Here is an 18,116-nt window from a genome sequence, read left to right as displayed (position 1 = left end):
TCCTATGCTTTGTTAAGAGGTTGCTAGGTGCTAAAAAAGAAACGCAGTACTCGTGTAGGCGATATACGCCGCCAGAATAGCGATTGTTAGCATACAGACCAGAAGTTTTGCGGTAGTCGCCCATGAGCCAAGCTCTGTTTTTAGAGCAACAATGGTTGCAAGACAGGGGAGATAGAGGTTGGAGAGAACAATAAAAGCCAATGCTCCCTGAGACGTGATGGCTTGGCGGACTGCTTCGATAACTGCCTGCTGATTTCCGGCATCGACAGAGAACAGGACAGCAAGTGTGCCAGCAGTAGTTTCCTTGGCAACAAAGGAGCTGAGCAACGCAACAACAAAGCGCCAGTCAAAACCAAGAACTGCACCGACAGGTTCCAAAAATTTTCCAAGTTGGAAGAGATAGCTGTGCTGGAGATTGCCCTCAGGGAAGTAGCTTACTGCCCAGACAATGATCATTGCTGCATAGATGAATCCGGCAGTACTGCGGGCAAACAGTTCAAGTCTGGTGCGTACCCCGCTGAAGATAGTTTTGAAATTTGGTTTATGATAGAGCGGTAACTCCATTATCAGCCCGGAGGTATGTGTAGTCGGCAGGCGTTTATGCAGCAACTTGGCTATTGAGCATGCCAGAATGATATTCACTGCTGTTACACTGAGAATAATCTTGATTGCCGTTGCTGGTGGGAACAGTGCGAAGGCAAAGAGAAATGCGACACCGGTCTGACCTGAACAGGGAAGAAACGGCAGCATGCATAGACTGATAAAACGCTGTCGTCTGGTTGCGATTACTCTGCTGCCGGCTATTGCCACTGTATTGCAAAGCATCCCCATGAGAAGGGGAATGGCTGCTTTTCCATCAACGCCAAGCCTGCTCAGCATTGGATCCATAAGGTATGCCACTCGGGCAAGGTATCCTGTATCTTCAAGAAAATGAAAGATTGCGTAGATAAATCCGATGATACTGAGCAGAGCCAATACCCAGCCTGTTGCAGGAATTAGAGCCGTTGCTACAAGATTTCCTGCCATTCCCGGCCACATGGCCTTTATCTGAGGCCCTGCAGAAAGAGCTGTCATTAATGCCAGTCCACCGGTGCACATGCCAAGAATGACACCCAACAGGCAACCTGCAGGGATAACCAGAAAAGCTATGATTCGGCCCCAGACTGGGTGAAGGAACAGTTTGTCCCATTTATCTGTTGGGCTGGCGTGGTCTTTGATAATATTTACAGACTCGTCGCAGACGTGCTCAATCCATTGTTGACGAGCCAGATAGACAGCGTTTGTTTCTTTTGGAGTGATACCTTTTTTGAGCTTGTTGTATGTTGCAAGATCTACAGATGTAAGCTCGTGTTGCAGCCTGTTATGTAAACTCTTGTCTTGTTCAATAATTTTTCCGGCTGTCCACAATAACGGTTTAGGAAAAGAAGAATGCTCAGTAAGCTTAAGAGCTAACTTTTGTACTTCTTCTGAAATTATTGCAGGAGTGCGCAGGGCAGCCTGTCCAAGGTCAAGGGTATGAAGACTCGTAAGCAAGTCATTCATGTTTTGCTCTTGAGAAGTCCCGATAAGGGGGATAACCGGCATACCAGTGGCCTTGGACAAGGCTTTTGCTGAAACCGCGTAGCCTTCCTGCTCTGCGACATCCATCATATTGAGGGCTATGATGATTGGCAGGTTAAGCGTCAGCATCTCTGCAACAAGATATATACTGCGCTCAAGACTTGCGGCGTTCACAACAGCAACAATTGCATCTGCTTCTCCAGATAAAAGATAGTCTCTGGTGATTTCTTCTTCGAGTGAGTTGGCCGTTAGGCCGTATGTTCCCGGAAGGTCAACAAAGTTGTAGGTGCAGCCCTTATGGTCGACTGTGCCTTCTTTTTTATCCACAGTTTTTCCCGGCCAGTTTCCTACCCGTTGTTTCAGTCCGGTCAGTTTATTAAAAATTGTTGATTTGCCAGTGTTAGGTTGGCCTGCAAATGCAATAGTTACCGGACGAGAAAGCGAAGACAAAAGGTTATCGGTTTGAGGCAGTAGTTCAAGGTTGCCGGTAGCAGATTGTATTGTATCTGGTTGGACTAACACGTTAGGCCTCCACTGGTGCTATGATAAAAGAGTTTGCAACGCTGCGGGCAACTGCGATCCGTGTGTTGCGGGCAGAGATAACAACTGGTCCCCGGCGCGGGATGTATAGAAGTGTTGCCTGCACTCCGGGAAGCAGGCCGATAGAAGCTGTTTTTGCCATATCTTCAGTTGAACTCGTTGATTTAAAAAGAAATTTTTGTCCTGGAGCAAGCGCAAGAAGTCCCTCTGGGGCTTTTTTCTTTTTTATGTGTGGGAATAAAATAAGGTGCAGGCCTGTAATAGACAGAATGACAAAGAAAATCTGGAACGGGATTTTTAAGAACTCACCCAGAGTTTCATTTAACCAGCCCAGTCCTGTTTTTTTCATCAGGAGGGCATCATAATCGAGCTTTTGGGAAATGACCTGCCCGTTCATCGCATTAATAGTCAGAAGAGTGAAAGTAGAGTTGTCTGCTACAATGTAGTGCTGCCTTTCAGGCTGATAACGTAGCTCCATATGTTCAGGAGAACCATATGCACCTGAAGCTATTCTATCAGCAACTTGCTGGATTGAAAGGCTAGTTGCAGAGGGATTGGATGAGTCCACAACAGGTTTAACGCTGTATAAAGACGGGAGGATGATAAGTTCAAACACCCAAAGTATCGTAAAAATAGCAATATATATTCCGAGCCATTTATGAAGAAAACGGGACCATTTGAGTAGAGTAACTTTCATATGCTTGCCTGTCGTTTGTTTGAATGTGAAAATCATTATCAGTCTTTTCCCGAAGCGAACTTAAGCGAATGAAATAGGGTTTACTAATATTTGCGGTTAGTTTTTTTATATTTGGGTTTCTTTTTTAAATAGAAAAACGGGGAACCAATCTTACGATTGAGTTCCTTTTTTTTGTTTTAACTTTTTGAAATATCGTTATTTGTTCCCTTTTAGGAACGTGCATTTATGAAATCTAGAAATGGCTGAACAATAGAAAATCTTTCGTAAGAATTATTGACACTAGATTAGAAATTAGTGATTTGCTGTCTTTTGAAAATGAAAATCGTTTCCAATATGCGGTCGGATTGTTCTGAAAGATTGGAGGGGAGTCGAATGCATCTGGATATTGATGAAGCGGGAGATACTGAGGACATTGAGTCGTCAAAATCGCAAATTGTCTGGTGCAGTGAAGCCTTAATGCCTCGGTTATCAATTAATGCAATTCATATATGGATGCAGGAGTTTGCACAGGTTCAGTTTTGTCCATCGTGGTTTAATGTTTTGGATCATGATGAGAAGGCACTTGCGAAGGAATATGTAACACCGGAATTGTATGAGCGGTATGTGATAGCACATTTTTTTGTACGCAAGGTTCTGGCCCGCTACCTCAATTGTTCACCGGAGCATGTGTTTTTATACAGAGGTAGGTACGGCAAACCGATGCTCGGCAATGATCAGTTATCCTTTTCGATTTCTCATACGGATAAGCGGGTACTGGTTGCTGTAAGTGCTGACAGTTCTATTGGGATTGATGCAGAAGAAATTGGTGATATTCCTGAATGGGAATTGATAGCACGGCGCTGGTTTTCCCGTGAAGAATTAGAATGGCTTTTTGCACAGCCGGATATTCCCGAGGCATTTCTACATTGCTGGGTCAGACGCGAAGCCTTGCTTAAGGCCCATGGTGCAGGATTTGAGTTGCCTTTTGAGAGGATAAGAATGCCGACTTGTTCAGGCTGTGCTCAGGTTCTTTTGGCGCAGGAACACTTTGTTATAAAAAATGTAAATGTGCATTGCGCTCCGGCCGTTGCGCAATGGGTGTGCGCTTTGGCGTATCGATTGTAACTGGGAGAGAATAACGTGAAGTTTAATTCTGTATTGGATTGTGTTGGTTCTACACCGTGCTTGGAAGTAAGTTTAGAAAACGGGGTAGTATTTGCGAAGGCGGAGTTCATGAATCCTGGAGGCTCCATTAAAGACCGTATAGTAGCCAGAATCGTCAGACAGGCTGAAGAGAGTGGGCGCTTATATCGCGGTATGAAAGTGGCAGAGGCAACTAGTGGAAATACAGGTATTTCGCTCGCAATGGCCGGTGCGGCAAATGGCTATGATGTGACAATTTTTATGCCGGAAACTGCCAGTCTAGAACGCAGGAATATGCTGAAGCTACTCGGGGCGACAGTTGAATTGACTCCTGCTGAAGACAGTGTGGGGGGGGCGGTAGCTGCTCTAGAACAGTTCAAGGTGGCATATCCAGATGTATTTGTCGTAAACCAGTTTGTTAATAAAGAAAATATTGCTGCTCATTATTACGGTACGGGTACTGAAATTTGGGATGACCTTAACGGAAGGATTGATTGCTTTGTAAGCGGGATCGGGAGCGGTGGAACACTTATGGGGGTAGGTTCTTTTTTGAAAGAACAAGCGTCTCACGTAACAGTGTTTGCTGCCGAGCCTAAGGGAGCATCTGCCTTGTTAGGCCACACTGAAGGCCATCACTGCATTGAAGGGATCGGTGACGGCTTTCTTCCTGAAATTGTTGATCCCAATTTGGTAGATGGAATTTTTGAAATTTCTGATGCTGACGCCATTGATCAGGCATTACGTCTTGCACAGACTCACGGTGTTCCGGTTGGGCTCTCATCCGGTGCAAATTTGGTTGCTGCTAATAGGATTCTGGCTGAACATCCTGACTGGAATGTCGTTACTATTCTTCCAGATCGGGCAGAACGTTATTTTAGCACTCCGATGTTTTCGAGGGTTGCATAATGAAGATTTCAGCATTTTTTTTAAGGGCAGTAATGACGGGCTTGTTTCTGCTTTTAGGTACTGTTTTTGTGATTCCTGCCCTTGCAATTACCGGCAAAGAAATAGCTTTGAAAGTTGATGCGGTAGACTCAAGCAGGAGTGGAGAGCAGGATATTATTATGGTTGTAAAGCGCAATGATGAAAAGCTTGTCAGAACCATGCATATAAAGAAACTGCGTGGTAACGATTGCGAGAAGCAGTTAATTTTATTTTCTGAGCCTAGTGATGTGCGCGGTACTTCATTTTTAACATGGGGGTACAAAGATATTAAACAGAATGATGATATGTGGGTGTACATGCCCGAAGCTGCACTTGTGCGCAGAATTAGCGGTGGAGGGAAAAAAGGTGCCTTTATGCGGAGTGATTTTGCTAACGAGGATATCTCCAGACGCGAAGTTGACGATGATAAACATGCGCTTGTAGGAGAGGAGGAGCTATACGGAGTGGAATGCTATGTGGTTGATATGGTACCGGTACAAACGGATAATACCAACTATATGAAGCGAAGAGTTTGGGTTCGGCAAGATATTTGGCTTCCTTCCCGCATAGATTATTACAACAAATCAGGTGCAGTGATTAAGCGTGCAATTTTTGGTGGCTATAAACAGATTGAAGGTATCTGGACGGCAACAAGACAGCTGATGAAATCAATGCAGCGGGGAACACAAACGTTACTTGAGACTCGTAAGGTTCGATACAACACTGCTCTTAAAGAAGAAATATTCTCATATGCTGTGTTGAAGAGATAATCATGCGCAGAGCTGTTTTTTGTTTAGTATGTTTTTTGTTGATGTGCAGCTCAGCTGTTGCCGAGATAACTGGTGATCCTTTTGCCGAGAGTGAAGCGTTTGATGTCATTCCGGTTGAGTCGGACAGGAAACAGTTGATACAGATTGGAGGCTATATGGAATCCCGTAATCAGCTTGCTGTGCGGGATTTTTCAATGCCTGTGTCTGTATTGCAGCGACTTTCTCTGGGATTTTCAGCTTCAAAAGAGGATGTAAATCTTTTTGCCAGTACGTACCTTGAGCAGGAATTGGCAGCTTTTACATGGAAGAACTCAGATTATAAGGTGTGGGATGTTCGGCCAAGAGAAATATATGTTGAGTATGATAAGCCTGGACTAAATTTGTTTATCGGAAAACGCTTTATGCGTTGGGGTTCTGCTGACGGCATTAACCCTCTTGATGTTGTGAACCCAGTGGATGTGGTTGACCCAATCAGCACAGGGCGCTCCAATACTCGAACCCCTGTTTTTATGAGCGGATTAGAAGTGGTTCAAGGAGATTGGAGCATAGAAGCTGTTTTTTTGCCTGTAGCTGCGGTTCAGGGAATTCCTTTGTACGGAACTCCTTGGGAACCTGAGGCGATCAAAGCATTACGTGAAATGGAGCGTGCCGGTTGCAGCGTAGACGTGCAAGATGGAAATGAGCCGGACAGATGGTTTCAGCAGGTAGAGTATGGGGTACATATATCTACAGTGCTCAAAGGCGTTGATTTGGAAGGAGTCTTTTTCCACGGATATGAAAATTCACCAGTCTGGCAGTCTGTAGCCGGTGACCGTGGAACTGTCGTATTCCCGGAGTATAAGGAGTTTAGTGCCTTAGGTTTTATTTTTGCTAAAGGGTTTGAGAAAAACACGCTTCGTGGAGAATTTGCTTATAAGCCTGACTATCCCTGTGTGTTAAATGATTCCTGCATGCCCGGCAGAGTTGATTTGTTTCAGGCAGTTCTCGGATGGGATTATGATATTGACGGAATATATTATTGTAACCTGCAGGTATTTGGTGAAGGATATGGCATTGGAAGCAGGCACGAGTTCTACCGTCATGGGGTAACCTATTCAGTTAATGGTACTTGGCTTGCCGATACGTTGACCGTTGGAGTACGGGGACAAATATACACAGACGGTCAAGGTGCACAAACAGAACTCTTTGCTGATTATGTCATAACGGATAATTGGAATCTTTACAGCGGGATTATGTTATGGTCAGGAGCTCCAGACTCGTTTCTTGGCCAGTATGGTGACAACGATTTTGTGTACTGTACCTTGCGATATTCATTTTAATCTTCCCCATGTTAGGTGTGGGTTGCTGTTGGATAAAGTTGACTTCCTGCTGGAAGTTATATTGGGGTGCCAAGTTGTTGATTGAGTACAGCTGTCTGGTACTGCTTTGGCCGAACTCCGAATTCTTCTGTGAATGCTTTTGTCAGGTGGCTGGGGCTGGAAAAACCGCATTCATAGGCTACGTCTGTTACGCTACTTGCACCGTCTTCAAGCATTTTGCGTGCGCATTTTAAGCGTTCACTCCGTAATACTCCAAAAACAGTATCCCCAAAGACATCTCTAAAAGTTTTATTAAGCTGTGTTTTATTCATACCGACCCTTACTGCCAGATCGAGCAGGCTAGGAGGGGTTACCATATCTTCCATAAGGATTTTCCTGGCAAGGTAGGCCCGATGCATATGGTGGCGCTTATTGCATTTGTTTTTTAGCAGATTGGAATTAAGTTGCGTAACTTGCTGATAGATAAGCTCCATTTTTTTGTATTCCAGAAACAAGTCGCTCATTTCTTTATTAGGGGGACACTCCAATATCTGCTTTAACGTTAAGCGGATCGGAAGGGGCAGCGGCGTGTCTTGCAATACACTCGGGGCATTGTCTCCTTCGAAAATGTGCTTCAATTTTGATTGAAGCGGGCATCCTGTGGCTGTTGTCAGGCGTTGCAGATTTTCGGGCGCAATCTGAAGTTCAACTAACTGCAGTGGACTATTGGGCTTGGCAATTGAGTACCCGTTGCATAGAGGAAGATGCAGAACTGCTCCGGTACCTTCATGTAGCTGAGTGTAAATAGTTTTTCCGTTGTTGGCAGTTGCAAAAATTTGTACCCCCCCGGAAATACAATACATAAATTCAACAGGTGCATCTGCGGTTTTAAATGCAAATGTCTTGGGCTTAGAGCTCGGGGCAAGAGTATGCACGATCAGCTTGATATCGGTTAGTATGCACGACCCTAAGGGGTGCGAAGTCGATAACGCAGGAATCCAATTTTGTAGACAGCCCATCCAAGTAACCTCCCTTCATGTTTATTTTCTTGAAAATGAGAGGGAATCCAGCCTCATTTGTAAGTATATAACGACGTCTGTAAGTACTCACTTTATTCTTGTGCAAGCAGTGTAATTTCTTGTTGTATATTGAAAATGGAAGTCGTTATCAACTGGAAAGTTATATTTTATTTAAGAATTGACCTGAGTTGGTTGGAATGATGGCGGTAGCTCAGCTATCAGTCGGAGCAACTGACAGAATATGTCGAGGGGTAGCTTTGTGTGCAGTAATGCATAAAAATATAATATAAAAGGTGGGTTAGCGAATGATGTGAGGATGTGATGTGTTGTCTTTTAAAAAATATTTATCTGCTATTACATCCGCTTCGATGAACTCGAGTGAAGCGGATGTAATATAAGCAGAACTAACGTGATGTACTTTATTTGAAAGTCCTCACTTGCTATACATGGGCAAGTTGCTGGATTCTACTCTCAGAGGACTTTTTTTTTATGTTTCAGGACTCATGGTTGGTTTGAGATAATTGAGTAATCATGCGCAGTGCATTTTGTGCACTGCCTTTTACCTCAGCATAGGCAAGTGCCTTATTAAAAAAAGACTTTGATTTTTTCAGCTGCTTCAAGTGCATGAAGCATTGACCAATAAGGTAATAAGCCATTCCTTTTTTCTTAGTCTTGTTGGCGGCAAGCGTTAAAGGAGTAATTGCTTGCTCGTATTGGCAGGATCGGTAAAGAAGTTTTCCAAGCTCCATATTGTTTTTTACATTGTTTTCCAGTGCCACTGCTTTTTGAAGTGCTATGATCGCTTTCTTTGAGTCACCGCTACGTTCGTAGGCAATAGCAAGCAGCATGTTTTGTGATGCAGTTATTGGTGAGGGAATCTTTTGTATTGTTTTGCAAGCTAGCAATGGCGCATCGATTTGTAGATAAATTCGTGCCAGCCTAGTCTGTTCCGAAGCTGTGGGCGCAGTAATACTGTAAGCAACCTGTAGTGTGCTTGCGGCTTTTTTTAATGCATCTGTCCGAAGATATGCTTCGGCAAGTAGCTTCCAACTTTTTGCTTTGTTTGGAGCGTTAGTGATAAGGCGTTGCAGTGCATTGATGGCCTCTTTCCAATGCTCTAGTGCCAGTTCAATATGCGCATACAGCGTAAGTGTTTCTGCAATTGATGGAGAAACTTTATTTGATAGAATAGGAAGAATAGCGGTACGGGCTTTCGCATACTTAGTAGCTTTGTAGAAACAGGCAGCTGCTTGGTAGTGATTTTGTCGCCAGTCTTCTGTTCTTGATTTGCTATTCTTATTAGAATCTTCTTTTGCCAGTCTGGCTGCCTTGATGAAGCATTCAGCAGCACCGGAATATTGTTCAATATAATAGAGTGCAATGGCTTTGTTTCGCATTAGTCCAGCATGTGCAGGATAGAGTTTTGTCCCTTTTGAAAAAAGAGTAAGCGCTTTTTTAGGCGCATCTTGATATATAAATGCATTGCCGGCAATGAGCAGTGCATGAATAGGCGGGGTTTTTCTGGAAAGAATTGGTTCCAGCAGCGTTACTGCCTTGGCAGGTTGATCTTTTTGCAGCGCTTCAAGAGCTGCGTTGAGAATATAGGCATCTCCCTGTCCTGCAATGGCTTGTTGTCCCAGTGGGATTGTAAGAACAAACAATGTTAAAAGTAGCTGTGTTGCTATTTGGTACATAAGAACTCCAATGGAAGCGACACCAGTACAGCTACAGGTTTTCCGTGTAATCGCGCAGGCTTGAATCGCCATCTTGAAACAGCTTTTAACGCTGATTTACCAAAAATATTTTTAAACTCGCCGTGTTGTACTTCCGCTTTATGTACGCTTCCGTCGGCAGCAACGATCATTTGGATTGTGAGCTTTGTTTCCAGTCGTTTCCTTTCCGCCCTATGCGGATATGACGGTGGCGGTGTGAATATCGGGATGGGGGGCTCGTCTACTTCTCCCAGCGAAAACAGGCTGTTTTGTTTTGGAATAGAAATGGCTACTGCTGTTGCCAGATTGGTTGCTATATCTAAATTCAATAGCTCCGGCTGAACAGGCACTACAGGCGTTACTTGAATCTCCATTGCTGCTGTCGGTATCTGAGGTGGAGGTGGTGGCTCGGGGTGTTCTTCTTCAGGCGGTGTTTCTTCCGGTTCCTCTTTTTTAGGAAGGTCACGCAAAGATACCGGAGACGTAAAACGGAATATTGAGTCCGGTTTAACTTCCTGTTTTAGCAATACTGGAGCAAGGATAAGCATTACTGCAAAGGCAACTGCACAAATGCCGGCAAATGCAAACTGCAGATGGCATCGAGGAGGTCTAATCATGCCGGATTCCTTGCAGCAACACTAAGGTTTGCAGCTCCGGCTTCTCGGCATGCATCCAGAACTTTAATAAGCAGTCCGCTTTTGCATTCTTTATCAGCAGCGATAACCACTGCCCCCTCTGGAGTTTCTGCCAGAAAACGGTTCATATATCCTCTTATTGAACGCACGTCATATATTTTTCCTTCTATCCACACTTCATTGCTTTGGGTTATACCTATAACGAGGCTTGTGCTTTCATTAGTTACAGCCGTGTTTGCCATAGGACGGTTTATTTCCACACCGGCTTCTTTCACAAAGCTCGTTGTGACGATAAAGAAAATGAGAAGAATGAATACCATGTCGATCAATGGGGTCATATTCAACTCAGTCTGTTTATTACGAAGCCTCAAAGATCTGATGTTAGCCATTGGAATTACTCCGTGACGTTATATAAAGAGGTTTGGTATCGCGTTCAAACGTTACGTTTATATAGCTGAGATAGTTATCAATACGGTATTTAAGTTTGGCAACCCGTCGTTGCAGCATGGTCACTGCAAGGTAGCCGGGAATAGCCACAAGAAGCCCGCATTGAGTAGTGATGAGTGCCTGCGAAATTCCATAAGCCAGCCCGCGGGCATTCCCTGCGCCGAATTCCGAAATAGTCGTAAAGGTACTGATCATCCCTATTACCGTGCCCAGTAGACCAAGCAACGGTGCTGTTGCTGCAAGGACGGCGATGGTTGTGACTCCCTTGCCTAATTGAGCAGAGCATGCGTCACGTAATGTGTCCATAACTGCATGATTAACGGTGTCATCTTCACATCGTAGCGTTGTGAACTGTTGGGCCAGGTAGTATTGCCAATGCCACTCCGGTGGCGGGTTGTGTTTCAGTTCCTGAACAGATCGTTCTGCGTTATGGAATTGAATCAGTTTGCATAGCTTTGCCAGTATGATCCACCACATGATAAAACCCGTGAGGAGAATGGGCAGCAAAACAAGTCCGCCAGCTGTGAGTTGTTCTAATAATAGTGAATATAGCTTCATGGGTTATCTCTCATTCAGAATAGTCGCGATCAGAGCAGTTCCTTTTTCTTCCATTTCAGTAACAATCCGGTCTACGCGGCTGTTGAGGATATGATGGAGCAACATGATCGGGATTGCTACAGCAAGCCCCAGTTGGGTTGTGACTAGTGCTTCAGAAATACCGCCTGAGAGCATATGTGGATCGCCGGTTCCGAAGAGCGTGATGATCTGGAAGGTGTTAATCATGCCCGTTACAGTACCCAGCAGACCGAGCAGTGGGGCAACTGCTGCCAGAGTTTGCATTGTGGGGAGGAACCGTTCTAGGCTGGCAAGTTCTGCCAGCAACGCTTCCTGCATACCTTTTTCCAATGCGGCAGTGCTTCCGTGACCTTTTTTGAGGGTTGACCAGAGCACCCGTCCTGTAGGGGTGTTTCGTTTGCTAAGCTTTTGGTAGCAGGAATCCCAGTCTTGTTTTTGTATAAGCTCAAGAATTTCAGAATGTTCTGATGGTGAAAATCTCTTTGTCCTGCTGAGAGTGAAAAAGCGTTCAAGTGCCAGAAGTAACCCGATGAGACCTATGCCGAGAATTGGCCATACCAACATGCCGCCGTCAGAAATCTTGGTCCAGAGGTCTTTATCTGCAACATAACGGATAAAGGCCGCGCCATGACTGAAGTCGAGAGGAACTATTGAGTTACCATCAAAAACATCTTCGATGGTGCTCTGTAGCGAGGAAGAAACACCGCTAACGCTTTTGGCAACAGTTCCGTCAGTGGTGAGCTCAAGGAATCCGACCGCTCCGGTAGTTGATTGGTAGATGGCAGAAGCCGTGCCGACGCGGATAATTTCTGCTGTGGCTGCATTTCCGTCAGTCTGTATAATTTCACCATTGTATTTTGTAATCGTGCCGGTAGCTGCCAGTTCTTCAAAGTACATCTGGATAAGTGAGTTCAGGTCAGCAAGACCGGGCATTCTCTCTGTATTAAGGAATGTAGCGAAGATGTTCGTTCTTTCAGGATGTTGCAGTGTCAGGAAGCTGATTCGGGATCTGTCCTGTAGCATTTTAGCTGCATTACGAACGGTTCCTTCAAAGGTTTTGATTTCTTCTTTGCGGCTATTCAGGGAGGCAGTTAACTTTTTTTCTTTTTCAAGGAGGGAATTGTACTTTTCGATTGCTTGATGCAGGTCGATGTCAGCCTTTGTAGCCTTTTCCGAAACGCTTTTGAGCTCAGAGGACAATTCTTTTTTATCCATTCTTGAAAGTCTGAGTGCGTTGTCTACATCTTTGGTATGGGTAATGTTAAGTTTACGTAATGTTGTAAGGGTATCCTTCCATTCAGATGTGTCCTTTTCAGCAAAGGCATTGCTGTAGGTGAGTACAACCATCAATCCCATAAGCAGAATAAAAATATAGCGACGCATTATTGGATTCCCTGTGGTTTTGTTGCAGCCACAGCAGAGGTGCTTGGCGGTGTTGAGTTTTCTTTGACGTTGCCTGTAAGGATAGGGAGCGGTGTAATTTCCACAATCTGTTTGCGTCGGGCGATTGTTTGCAGGTTCAACACAAGTTGTGCATTCTTTTTGTCCAACGCAGTAAATTGTTTTTGTTCAGGATTCCAGAATCCCACTTCAGTTTTATCAGGAGAAATGCAGTAGTATCCAAGGCGACCGGCACGAAGGGTGGTTGCATGGAGCGGCGTACCATTAAAAACAACTTGTTCGTCTCCAAGTTCAATGCTGTCCCCATACGCAGTTTCAATTTCTAACGCTTCAAGTACACGACGCAGGCGCTCTGCTTGTGAAGTGTGTGGATCAGCTAATGCACTTTGGATATTTGCAATGCGTTCATGACGTTCTACGGAGAGAAAGGGCTGATCCTGTGCAATAAAGTTTTTTAAGCGAGTGACAGTAGAACCAAGCAGGGGGTCAATAGTATTGGCAATGACGTTTAATTCTTGCTGCTGCCGCTTCATTTCATCAATGTTAGCTTTGATTTTTTCTATGTATCGAGCATACTTTTTGTTTTGGTAGGTGAGCCAGTCCAATTCGAATTGTTTATTATCGATTTGGGCAATTACACTTTGTTTTTCCTGCTGCCATTTCTGGATTTCTTTTTGGGCTTTTTGTTCAGTAGAAATAGTAGCTGAAATAAGCTGTGTTGCCTGTTCCGGATTGGCATAGGCAAAAGGGGAAAGGAGTAGGAGTCCTCCAATTATGAAACTGAAGACTCGATAAAAATATTGAAACATTCGTCCGTCTCCGGTGAGCTCAAAAGGTGAGACACAAAAAAGTACACCATTGCACCATGCAGTGGTATAGACGGACTTTCAAATTTTATATGCCGAAATTATTCTCGACAGAGGGAGGTAGCACGTTAGTTGTAAAATCGATATCTTATGAAAAAGGAAAAGACAAGTTTTTTGATAATGAAAATTGTTTTCAACTTAGACTTGTTTTTTGTGTCCAGCAAATTGAGTTAACGGATTTGCCTGAAGAGTGTTGACGCGCAACTGCTTGTGCTTTCTCTATCATACAGGCCAGATTGTTATTTAGCTGGGATAACATGCAATTCTATCTTTAGCGATTAGTTAGACCGAACTGCTTACATAACTACCGGCACAAAAGACTGGTATGCAGGTTATGAGTATATAAATAAAGCTAACGTATAAAATGGGGACAATGTGGGGAGAAACTGACAAAGGGCACAAAAAAGCCTTCACAACAATCCGTTAGAATCGTCATAAAGGCTTTTTTTATTTCTGGTACCCGGGGCCGGAATTGAACCGGCACGGCCGTGAGGCCGAGAGATTTTAAGTCTCTTGTGTCTACCTATTCCACCACCCGGGCACAGAAAAGGTGAAGACTTCTATACCGCTAAGCGGGATGCCGTCAACCTCATTATACATTTTTTTTTATTTTTTCGTCTGCTATGCGCATGTTCCGGAAGAAATATCAATTCCAGATTCTTTCCACGTCCCGTTTGCAAATTGGTAAAGATGAGACATTTCGAGATTTTTCTGGATAGCATAGAAACGAGCTATCGTCTGAATAGGGAAGAATGGAACCACAGCATCACAAATAGTATGCAACAGCCCTTCATCATAGTCACTTAGAACAAATTGAATCCGCAACCCATCATCAAGACCAAAAAAGTCTATATGATCTGCTCCGTATGCATCCAGAGTCTCCGCAAGCTTTTCTTTAAGCTCATCTTCACACTCTATCAATTCTGCATAACTCAGTTCCGGGTTGTATTCTACATAGCCTAAAACTTCGCAATCAAACTTTGCCATCAATGACTCCTGCGTTATGTAATGCAACTCTATACAAGCCATCACAGACACGTTCTGTCAACCTTCTGCCAATTTTTACTATAGCACAGTATAGTTACTTCAAACAAAGCACTATCGTCTGCATTAAAAAAGCCCTTTTCTACAACGGGAAAAGGGCTTTTCGTATTCATATTACTATTAGCGCATTTCACTAATCAAACTATTCAGCCGTTCTGCAAGGCTGGCAAGTTCTGTTACTGCGCTTGCAGACTGAGTCATTGCCTGAGACGTTTCAAAGGATATTCTATTTATCTCTTCGGTTGCACGGGAAACCTCTTCTGCTGCTGCAGACTGTTCTTCTGCTGCAGTGGCGATTACGCGAACCTGATCGGCAGAATCATTTGCATAGGATAGAATGCTGGCCAATAATTCACCGGAATGTTGAGCCTGTGAGGTGCTTTTTTCAACAGCTTCTACTGTGCGTCGTGCTTCTTCCATATTCTGCTCAGTGACCTGCTGAATAGATGTAATAGCCGAACCGACCTGATCCGTTGCAGCCATGGTATTTTCTGCAAGTTTTCGTACTTCATCCGCGACAACTGCAAATCCACGCCCGGCATCTCCAGCACGGGCAGCTTCAATGGCAGCATTTAATGCGAGCAGGTTGGTCTGATCCGCAATATCGTTAATAACGTTCATAACTTCACCAATAGAAGTCACTTGAGCCGTCAATGCTTCCATACTTACAGTGAGCTGATGAGAAATCGTATCGACTGCGCCGATGGTTTCAAGAACATCCTGTACGGCCTCAGCACCATTTTGCGTTGTTGTACGGGTATGTTCCGAATTCTCTGCAGCATCGGAAGCATTTTGAGCAACTTCCAGCACTGTTGCATTCATTTGCTCCATCGAAGTAGCTGTTTCAGCGGCTCGTTCACGCTGGACATCCGCCCCCTTGCTGGATTGTTCAATTTGTGCTGAAAGCTCTTCCGCAGCGGAAGAAAGCTGGCTGCTAATATCAACAGCACTATTTGCAAGGTTACGCATTTTGCGTTGCGCTTTTGTTATGTCAGTCTGATCCACTATAATTTTAAGCGCACCGACAACTTCATTTTCAACACGGATAGGAATAGCGGAGAAGCTCGCATGGGAACCTTCACCATCAATCACAAGATCCGCCTCTGAGGCCTCTTTAACACCGCTTTCAATGGTACGGTCGCAAACACAACGATCTGTTCGGCAATCCGTAGAATTAAGCATGTCGAAACATTTAGTACCGGCGGCATGCTCTGGCACAACATCCGAGCCGACATGCGTACCGAATTTATTCATAAACAGTATATTCGAATTCTTATCAACGGACATAAGCACCACAGGCATTACGTCCAAAAACTCTACAAACACATCGCATAATGCATTGGTATTATGAATCAGTTCTTCATAGCCGCCATAAAATTGTTCGGCATCTCCACGCTCTCGAAGATTACCATGACTGACAGCCGCGCTTATAGCTTTGACTGTTCCAGTCACCTCCCGCAATTTCTGCGGGATCGCCCGAACTGCTGCAGCAAGCTGTCCCAGCTCATCATTTTGATGAATATTGAGTAAGGCGTCAAAATTACCGTGAGCAATCTCCTTGGAGAAATCCACAACCCGTCCCAACGGACGTGTGATGCTGATTGCGATCAAATACGCGAAGATAGCAACAAGTAATCCAATACCTAATGAAACAATCCAGACATTCTTTTTCAATAACGCAACAGGCGTTGTTACTTCTGCCTGATCAATTTCCGCGATTAATGCCCATGTGGAAGAACCAAATGTGACAGGAGTAAACGCAGAAAGAACTGTTGAACCTTTGTAACTAATAATCTCTTTTGTGCCGCTCTTACCTGACAACGCGAATCTGGTCGCTTCTGTATCCACACCGTTTTCTTTAACGGAACCTGCGAAGGAAGCTGCTACATTTCGCACTTCAGGATCAAGGAACGTTTGGGAACGCATTCTATTATCACTGCCAACTAGGTAGCATTGGCCAGTTTTCCCCATACCTGCTCGTTGCTTCATAATTTTGTTTATAGAATCAAGAGACATCTGAAGTGCGACAATAAACTGCACTTCGCCATCTTTCATCACAGGCTGAGCAAGGAAAGCATAGGGAATCCCTTTGCTTGGCGCATACGGAGTAAAGTCACTAATAGCAGGTTTTCCGGTTTCCAGTACTTTTTTAAACACATCGCCAAACAGTGTATTTGAATATTCACCAGTTTTAATATTTGTATGGTAATCTGCCTCACGCAACACACTGTAAAATATATACCCATCTTTCTGGATAAGAAATAAATCCGTAAAACCGCTTTCGGCTGCAAAATCTTTAAACAGGCTAGAGCCATCGTCACCTTCGTTTGCCAACACCTCTTCAAGGTTAATTTTAACAACCACCGCCCATTTTACACCCGCAATACGTAATGGCTGAACAAGCACCATGCATAAGGTGCCGAAGCTATCCACAAACAGCCCTTCGACCGGCTTGCCGGTTTCTTTTGCAATTTTCAGATAGTCAGTTGAAATAAGGGTGCCAATACCAAAATTACCATCACCTATGGTAACAAGGGTACTACGTAAAGAAGGTTTTCCCCCTTCAAGCGAAATAAAATACGCCTCTCCTGATGTTCCAAGCCCTGTCCGGTTCTGCGCGATCAAGTTCATTGCAGCTTCCGGGATAGCAGCAGCAATATACCCACTTAAATTACTGCGGGCATCAATGAGGCGGGTAAGCATGAAGGCAACAGGTCGCTCGCCTATTGGCGTATAAATTTGAAAATCAGCAAGGCTGCTACGTTGTGATTTAGTACTGATTTCTTTAAACGCCTCCGCCAATGCAGAGGACTTCAGTCTTCCGCTTACAAGACTTTGTCCAAGGTCACTATTTTTCTTAGAAGAATAGACAATCTCACCTTCAGAACTAATCAGCAGGAGGTCTTCCCAGCCGTTTTTGCTACAAATGTTGCGCATTCTCCAACCAGAAGAGGAATCCAACCTATTCCATTGTTCAGAATCCTTAGCACCGGCCTTAAAAAGCTGCTCAAATTCATACGTAATTCTGTTAAGGTCAGTATCACGTCCAAGCATAGCAAGTTTAGAGTTCTGCTCTATGAAATATGTTTCAATCTCTTTTTTCTTTCGACTCTCAATAAGATGCATTCTGTCAAAAGCAGATTCTTCAAGATGACCTACTGTTCCGACAAGGCCACGCAATGAACTTTTCCAGTTTTCTTGAACTTCAAGCACATCAAGTTTTTTTGATTCTTTTATTGTTTCTAACTGTCCATAGGCTTGTTGCATTAATGCATCAGATGCACTGTTACTCGATATCCATCCTATAACAAAGAGTGGAAGAAGACCCACTGCAAGAAAATATCCAATTAATTTTGGTTTCATTGAAATATTTGATAATAAATTCATGTTTCCCCCGAGTTATATGAAAGATATGCAGGAACATTAGTCACAAGTATTGGCGTAATAATTTTTTAAAATTAATTTTTTAACTTACGATACATCAAAATAGTACTACATCAACAAT

The 18,116-nt window shown here is 44.0% G+C and carries 15 protein-coding genes and 1 tRNA gene; 4 read left to right on the top strand and 12 right to left on the bottom strand.

Annotated elements, in window-relative coordinates; translation table 11 throughout:
- Positions 1 to 30 precede the first annotated feature (30 nt).
- Both feoB and F461_RS0102460 read right to left on the bottom strand, forming a co-directional pair.
- Complete coding sequence (gene feoB / locus F461_RS0102465; protein ID WP_019999569.1) at positions 31 to 2,082, bottom strand: ferrous iron transport protein B; 2,052 nt, start codon at positions 2,080 to 2,082, stop codon at positions 31 to 33.
- 1 nt (position 2,083) lies between these two features.
- On the bottom strand, positions 2,084 to 2,797 hold the full coding sequence (locus tag F461_RS0102460) for a ferrous iron transport protein A (protein ID WP_143154848.1): 714 nt from the start codon (positions 2,795 to 2,797) through the stop codon (positions 2,084 to 2,086).
- A gap of 372 nt (positions 2,798 to 3,169) precedes the next feature.
- Between F461_RS0102460 and F461_RS18440 the strand changes: the two genes are divergently transcribed.
- The 4 genes from F461_RS18440 to F461_RS0102440 all read left to right on the top strand — a co-directional run bounded on the left by F461_RS18440 (position 3,170) and on the right by F461_RS0102440 (position 6,932).
- Entirely contained in the window at positions 3,170 to 3,901 is a 732-nt protein-coding gene (locus F461_RS18440) for a 4'-phosphopantetheinyl transferase family protein (RefSeq protein ID WP_019999567.1), read from the top strand.
- 15 nt (positions 3,902 to 3,916) lie between these two features.
- Positions 3,917 to 4,825 (top strand): PLP-dependent cysteine synthase family protein, encoded by a 909-nt coding sequence (locus F461_RS0102450; RefSeq protein ID WP_019999566.1) that lies wholly within the window; start codon positions 3,917 to 3,919, stop codon positions 4,823 to 4,825.
- Entirely contained in the window at positions 4,825 to 5,613 is a 789-nt protein-coding gene (locus F461_RS0102445; RefSeq protein WP_019999565.1) for an outer membrane lipoprotein-sorting protein, read from the top strand. The genes F461_RS0102450 and F461_RS0102445 overlap by 1 nt, the downstream gene beginning before the upstream one ends.
- A 155-nt stretch (positions 5,614 to 5,768) precedes the next feature.
- Positions 5,769 to 6,932 (top strand): DUF1302 family protein, encoded by a 1,164-nt coding sequence (locus tag F461_RS0102440; protein ID WP_143154849.1) that lies wholly within the window; start codon positions 5,769 to 5,771, stop codon positions 6,930 to 6,932.
- Between the two features lie 56 nt (positions 6,933 to 6,988).
- Here the strand turns inward: F461_RS0102440 and F461_RS0102435 are convergent, their stop codons facing one another.
- The 10 genes from F461_RS0102435 to F461_RS18430 form a co-directional block, all read right to left on the bottom strand.
- Positions 6,989 to 7,930: an AraC family transcriptional regulator gene (locus F461_RS0102435; protein WP_082208170.1), complete on the bottom strand. Its 942-nt coding sequence runs from the start codon at positions 7,928 to 7,930 to the stop codon at positions 6,989 to 6,991.
- Positions 7,931 to 8,424: 494 nt separating this feature from the next.
- On the bottom strand, positions 8,425 to 9,624 hold the full coding sequence (locus F461_RS0102430; RefSeq protein WP_019999562.1) for a tetratricopeptide repeat protein: 1,200 nt from the start codon (positions 9,622 to 9,624) through the stop codon (positions 8,425 to 8,427).
- Positions 9,612 to 10,259 (bottom strand): energy transducer TonB, encoded by a 648-nt coding sequence (locus tag F461_RS18435; RefSeq protein ID WP_019999561.1) that lies wholly within the window; start codon positions 10,257 to 10,259, stop codon positions 9,612 to 9,614. Before F461_RS18435 ends, F461_RS0102430 begins: the two co-directional genes overlap by 13 nt.
- Positions 10,256 to 10,666 (bottom strand): ExbD/TolR family protein, encoded by a 411-nt coding sequence (locus F461_RS0102420; protein WP_019999560.1) that lies wholly within the window; start codon positions 10,664 to 10,666, stop codon positions 10,256 to 10,258. The genes F461_RS18435 and F461_RS0102420 overlap by 4 nt, the downstream gene beginning before the upstream one ends.
- Positions 10,659 to 11,282 carry a MotA/TolQ/ExbB proton channel family protein gene (locus tag F461_RS16855; RefSeq protein WP_019999559.1) on the bottom strand — a complete coding sequence of 208 codons (624 nt, stop codon included), beginning with the start codon at positions 11,280 to 11,282 and terminating at the stop codon, positions 10,659 to 10,661. Before F461_RS16855 ends, F461_RS0102420 begins: the two co-directional genes overlap by 8 nt.
- Before the next feature lie 3 nt (positions 11,283 to 11,285).
- Complete coding sequence (locus tag F461_RS19450; RefSeq protein WP_019999558.1) at positions 11,286 to 12,683, bottom strand: MotA/TolQ/ExbB proton channel family protein; 1,398 nt, start codon at positions 12,681 to 12,683, stop codon at positions 11,286 to 11,288.
- Entirely contained in the window at positions 12,683 to 13,510 is an 828-nt protein-coding gene (locus F461_RS0102405; RefSeq protein ID WP_019999557.1) for a DUF3450 domain-containing protein, read from the bottom strand. The genes F461_RS19450 and F461_RS0102405 overlap by 1 nt, the downstream gene beginning before the upstream one ends.
- Before the next feature lie 511 nt (positions 13,511 to 14,021).
- A tRNA-Leu gene (locus tag F461_RS0102400) sits at positions 14,022 to 14,108 on the bottom strand.
- Between the two features lie 80 nt (positions 14,109 to 14,188).
- Complete coding sequence (locus tag F461_RS16845; protein ID WP_019999556.1) at positions 14,189 to 14,554, bottom strand: hypothetical protein; 366 nt, start codon at positions 14,552 to 14,554, stop codon at positions 14,189 to 14,191.
- Positions 14,555 to 14,731: 177 nt separating this feature from the next.
- Entirely contained in the window at positions 14,732 to 17,998 is a 3,267-nt protein-coding gene (locus F461_RS18430) for a methyl-accepting chemotaxis protein (protein ID WP_019999555.1), read from the bottom strand.
- Positions 17,999 to 18,116 lie beyond the last annotated feature (118 nt).

This window comes from Halodesulfovibrio aestuarii DSM 17919 = ATCC 29578 (assembly GCF_000384815.1).
GTDB lineage: Bacteria > Desulfobacterota > Desulfovibrionia > Desulfovibrionales > Desulfovibrionaceae > Halodesulfovibrio > Halodesulfovibrio aestuarii.
Note: the sequence above shows the minus strand (reverse complement) of the source record. Positions and strands in the feature narration are given on the sequence as shown.

Coding starts and splice junctions, on each gene's coding strand:
- F461_RS0102460 (WP_143154848.1), bottom strand. CDS start 2,797: ATGAAAGTTACTCTACTCAAATGGTCCCGTTTTCTTCATAAATGGCTC.
- F461_RS18440 (WP_019999567.1), top strand. CDS start 3,170: ATGCATCTGGATATTGATGAAGCGGGAGATACTGAGGACATTGAGTCG.
- F461_RS0102445 (WP_019999565.1), top strand. CDS start 4,825: ATGAAGATTTCAGCATTTTTTTTAAGGGCAGTAATGACGGGCTTGTTT.
- F461_RS0102440 (WP_143154849.1), top strand. CDS start 5,769: ATGGAATCCCGTAATCAGCTTGCTGTGCGGGATTTTTCAATGCCTGTG.
- F461_RS0102435 (WP_082208170.1), bottom strand. CDS start 7,930: ATGGGCTGTCTACAAAATTGGATTCCTGCGTTATCGACTTCGCACCCC.
- F461_RS0102430 (WP_019999562.1), bottom strand. CDS start 9,624: ATGTACCAAATAGCAACACAGCTACTTTTAACATTGTTTGTTCTTACA.
- F461_RS18435 (WP_019999561.1), bottom strand. CDS start 10,259: ATGATTAGACCTCCTCGATGCCATCTGCAGTTTGCATTTGCCGGCATT.
- F461_RS0102420 (WP_019999560.1), bottom strand. CDS start 10,666: ATGGCTAACATCAGATCTTTGAGGCTTCGTAATAAACAGACTGAGTTG.
- F461_RS16855 (WP_019999559.1), bottom strand. CDS start 11,282: ATGAAGCTATATTCACTATTATTAGAACAACTCACAGCTGGCGGACTT.
- F461_RS19450 (WP_019999558.1), bottom strand. CDS start 12,683: ATGCGTCGCTATATTTTTATTCTGCTTATGGGATTGATGGTTGTACTC.
- F461_RS0102405 (WP_019999557.1), bottom strand. CDS start 13,510: ATGTTTCAATATTTTTATCGAGTCTTCAGTTTCATAATTGGAGGACTC.
- F461_RS16845 (WP_019999556.1), bottom strand. CDS start 14,554: ATGGCAAAGTTTGATTGCGAAGTTTTAGGCTATGTAGAATACAACCCG.
- F461_RS18430 (WP_019999555.1), bottom strand. CDS start 17,998: ATGAATTTATTATCAAATATTTCAATGAAACCAAAATTAATTGGATAT.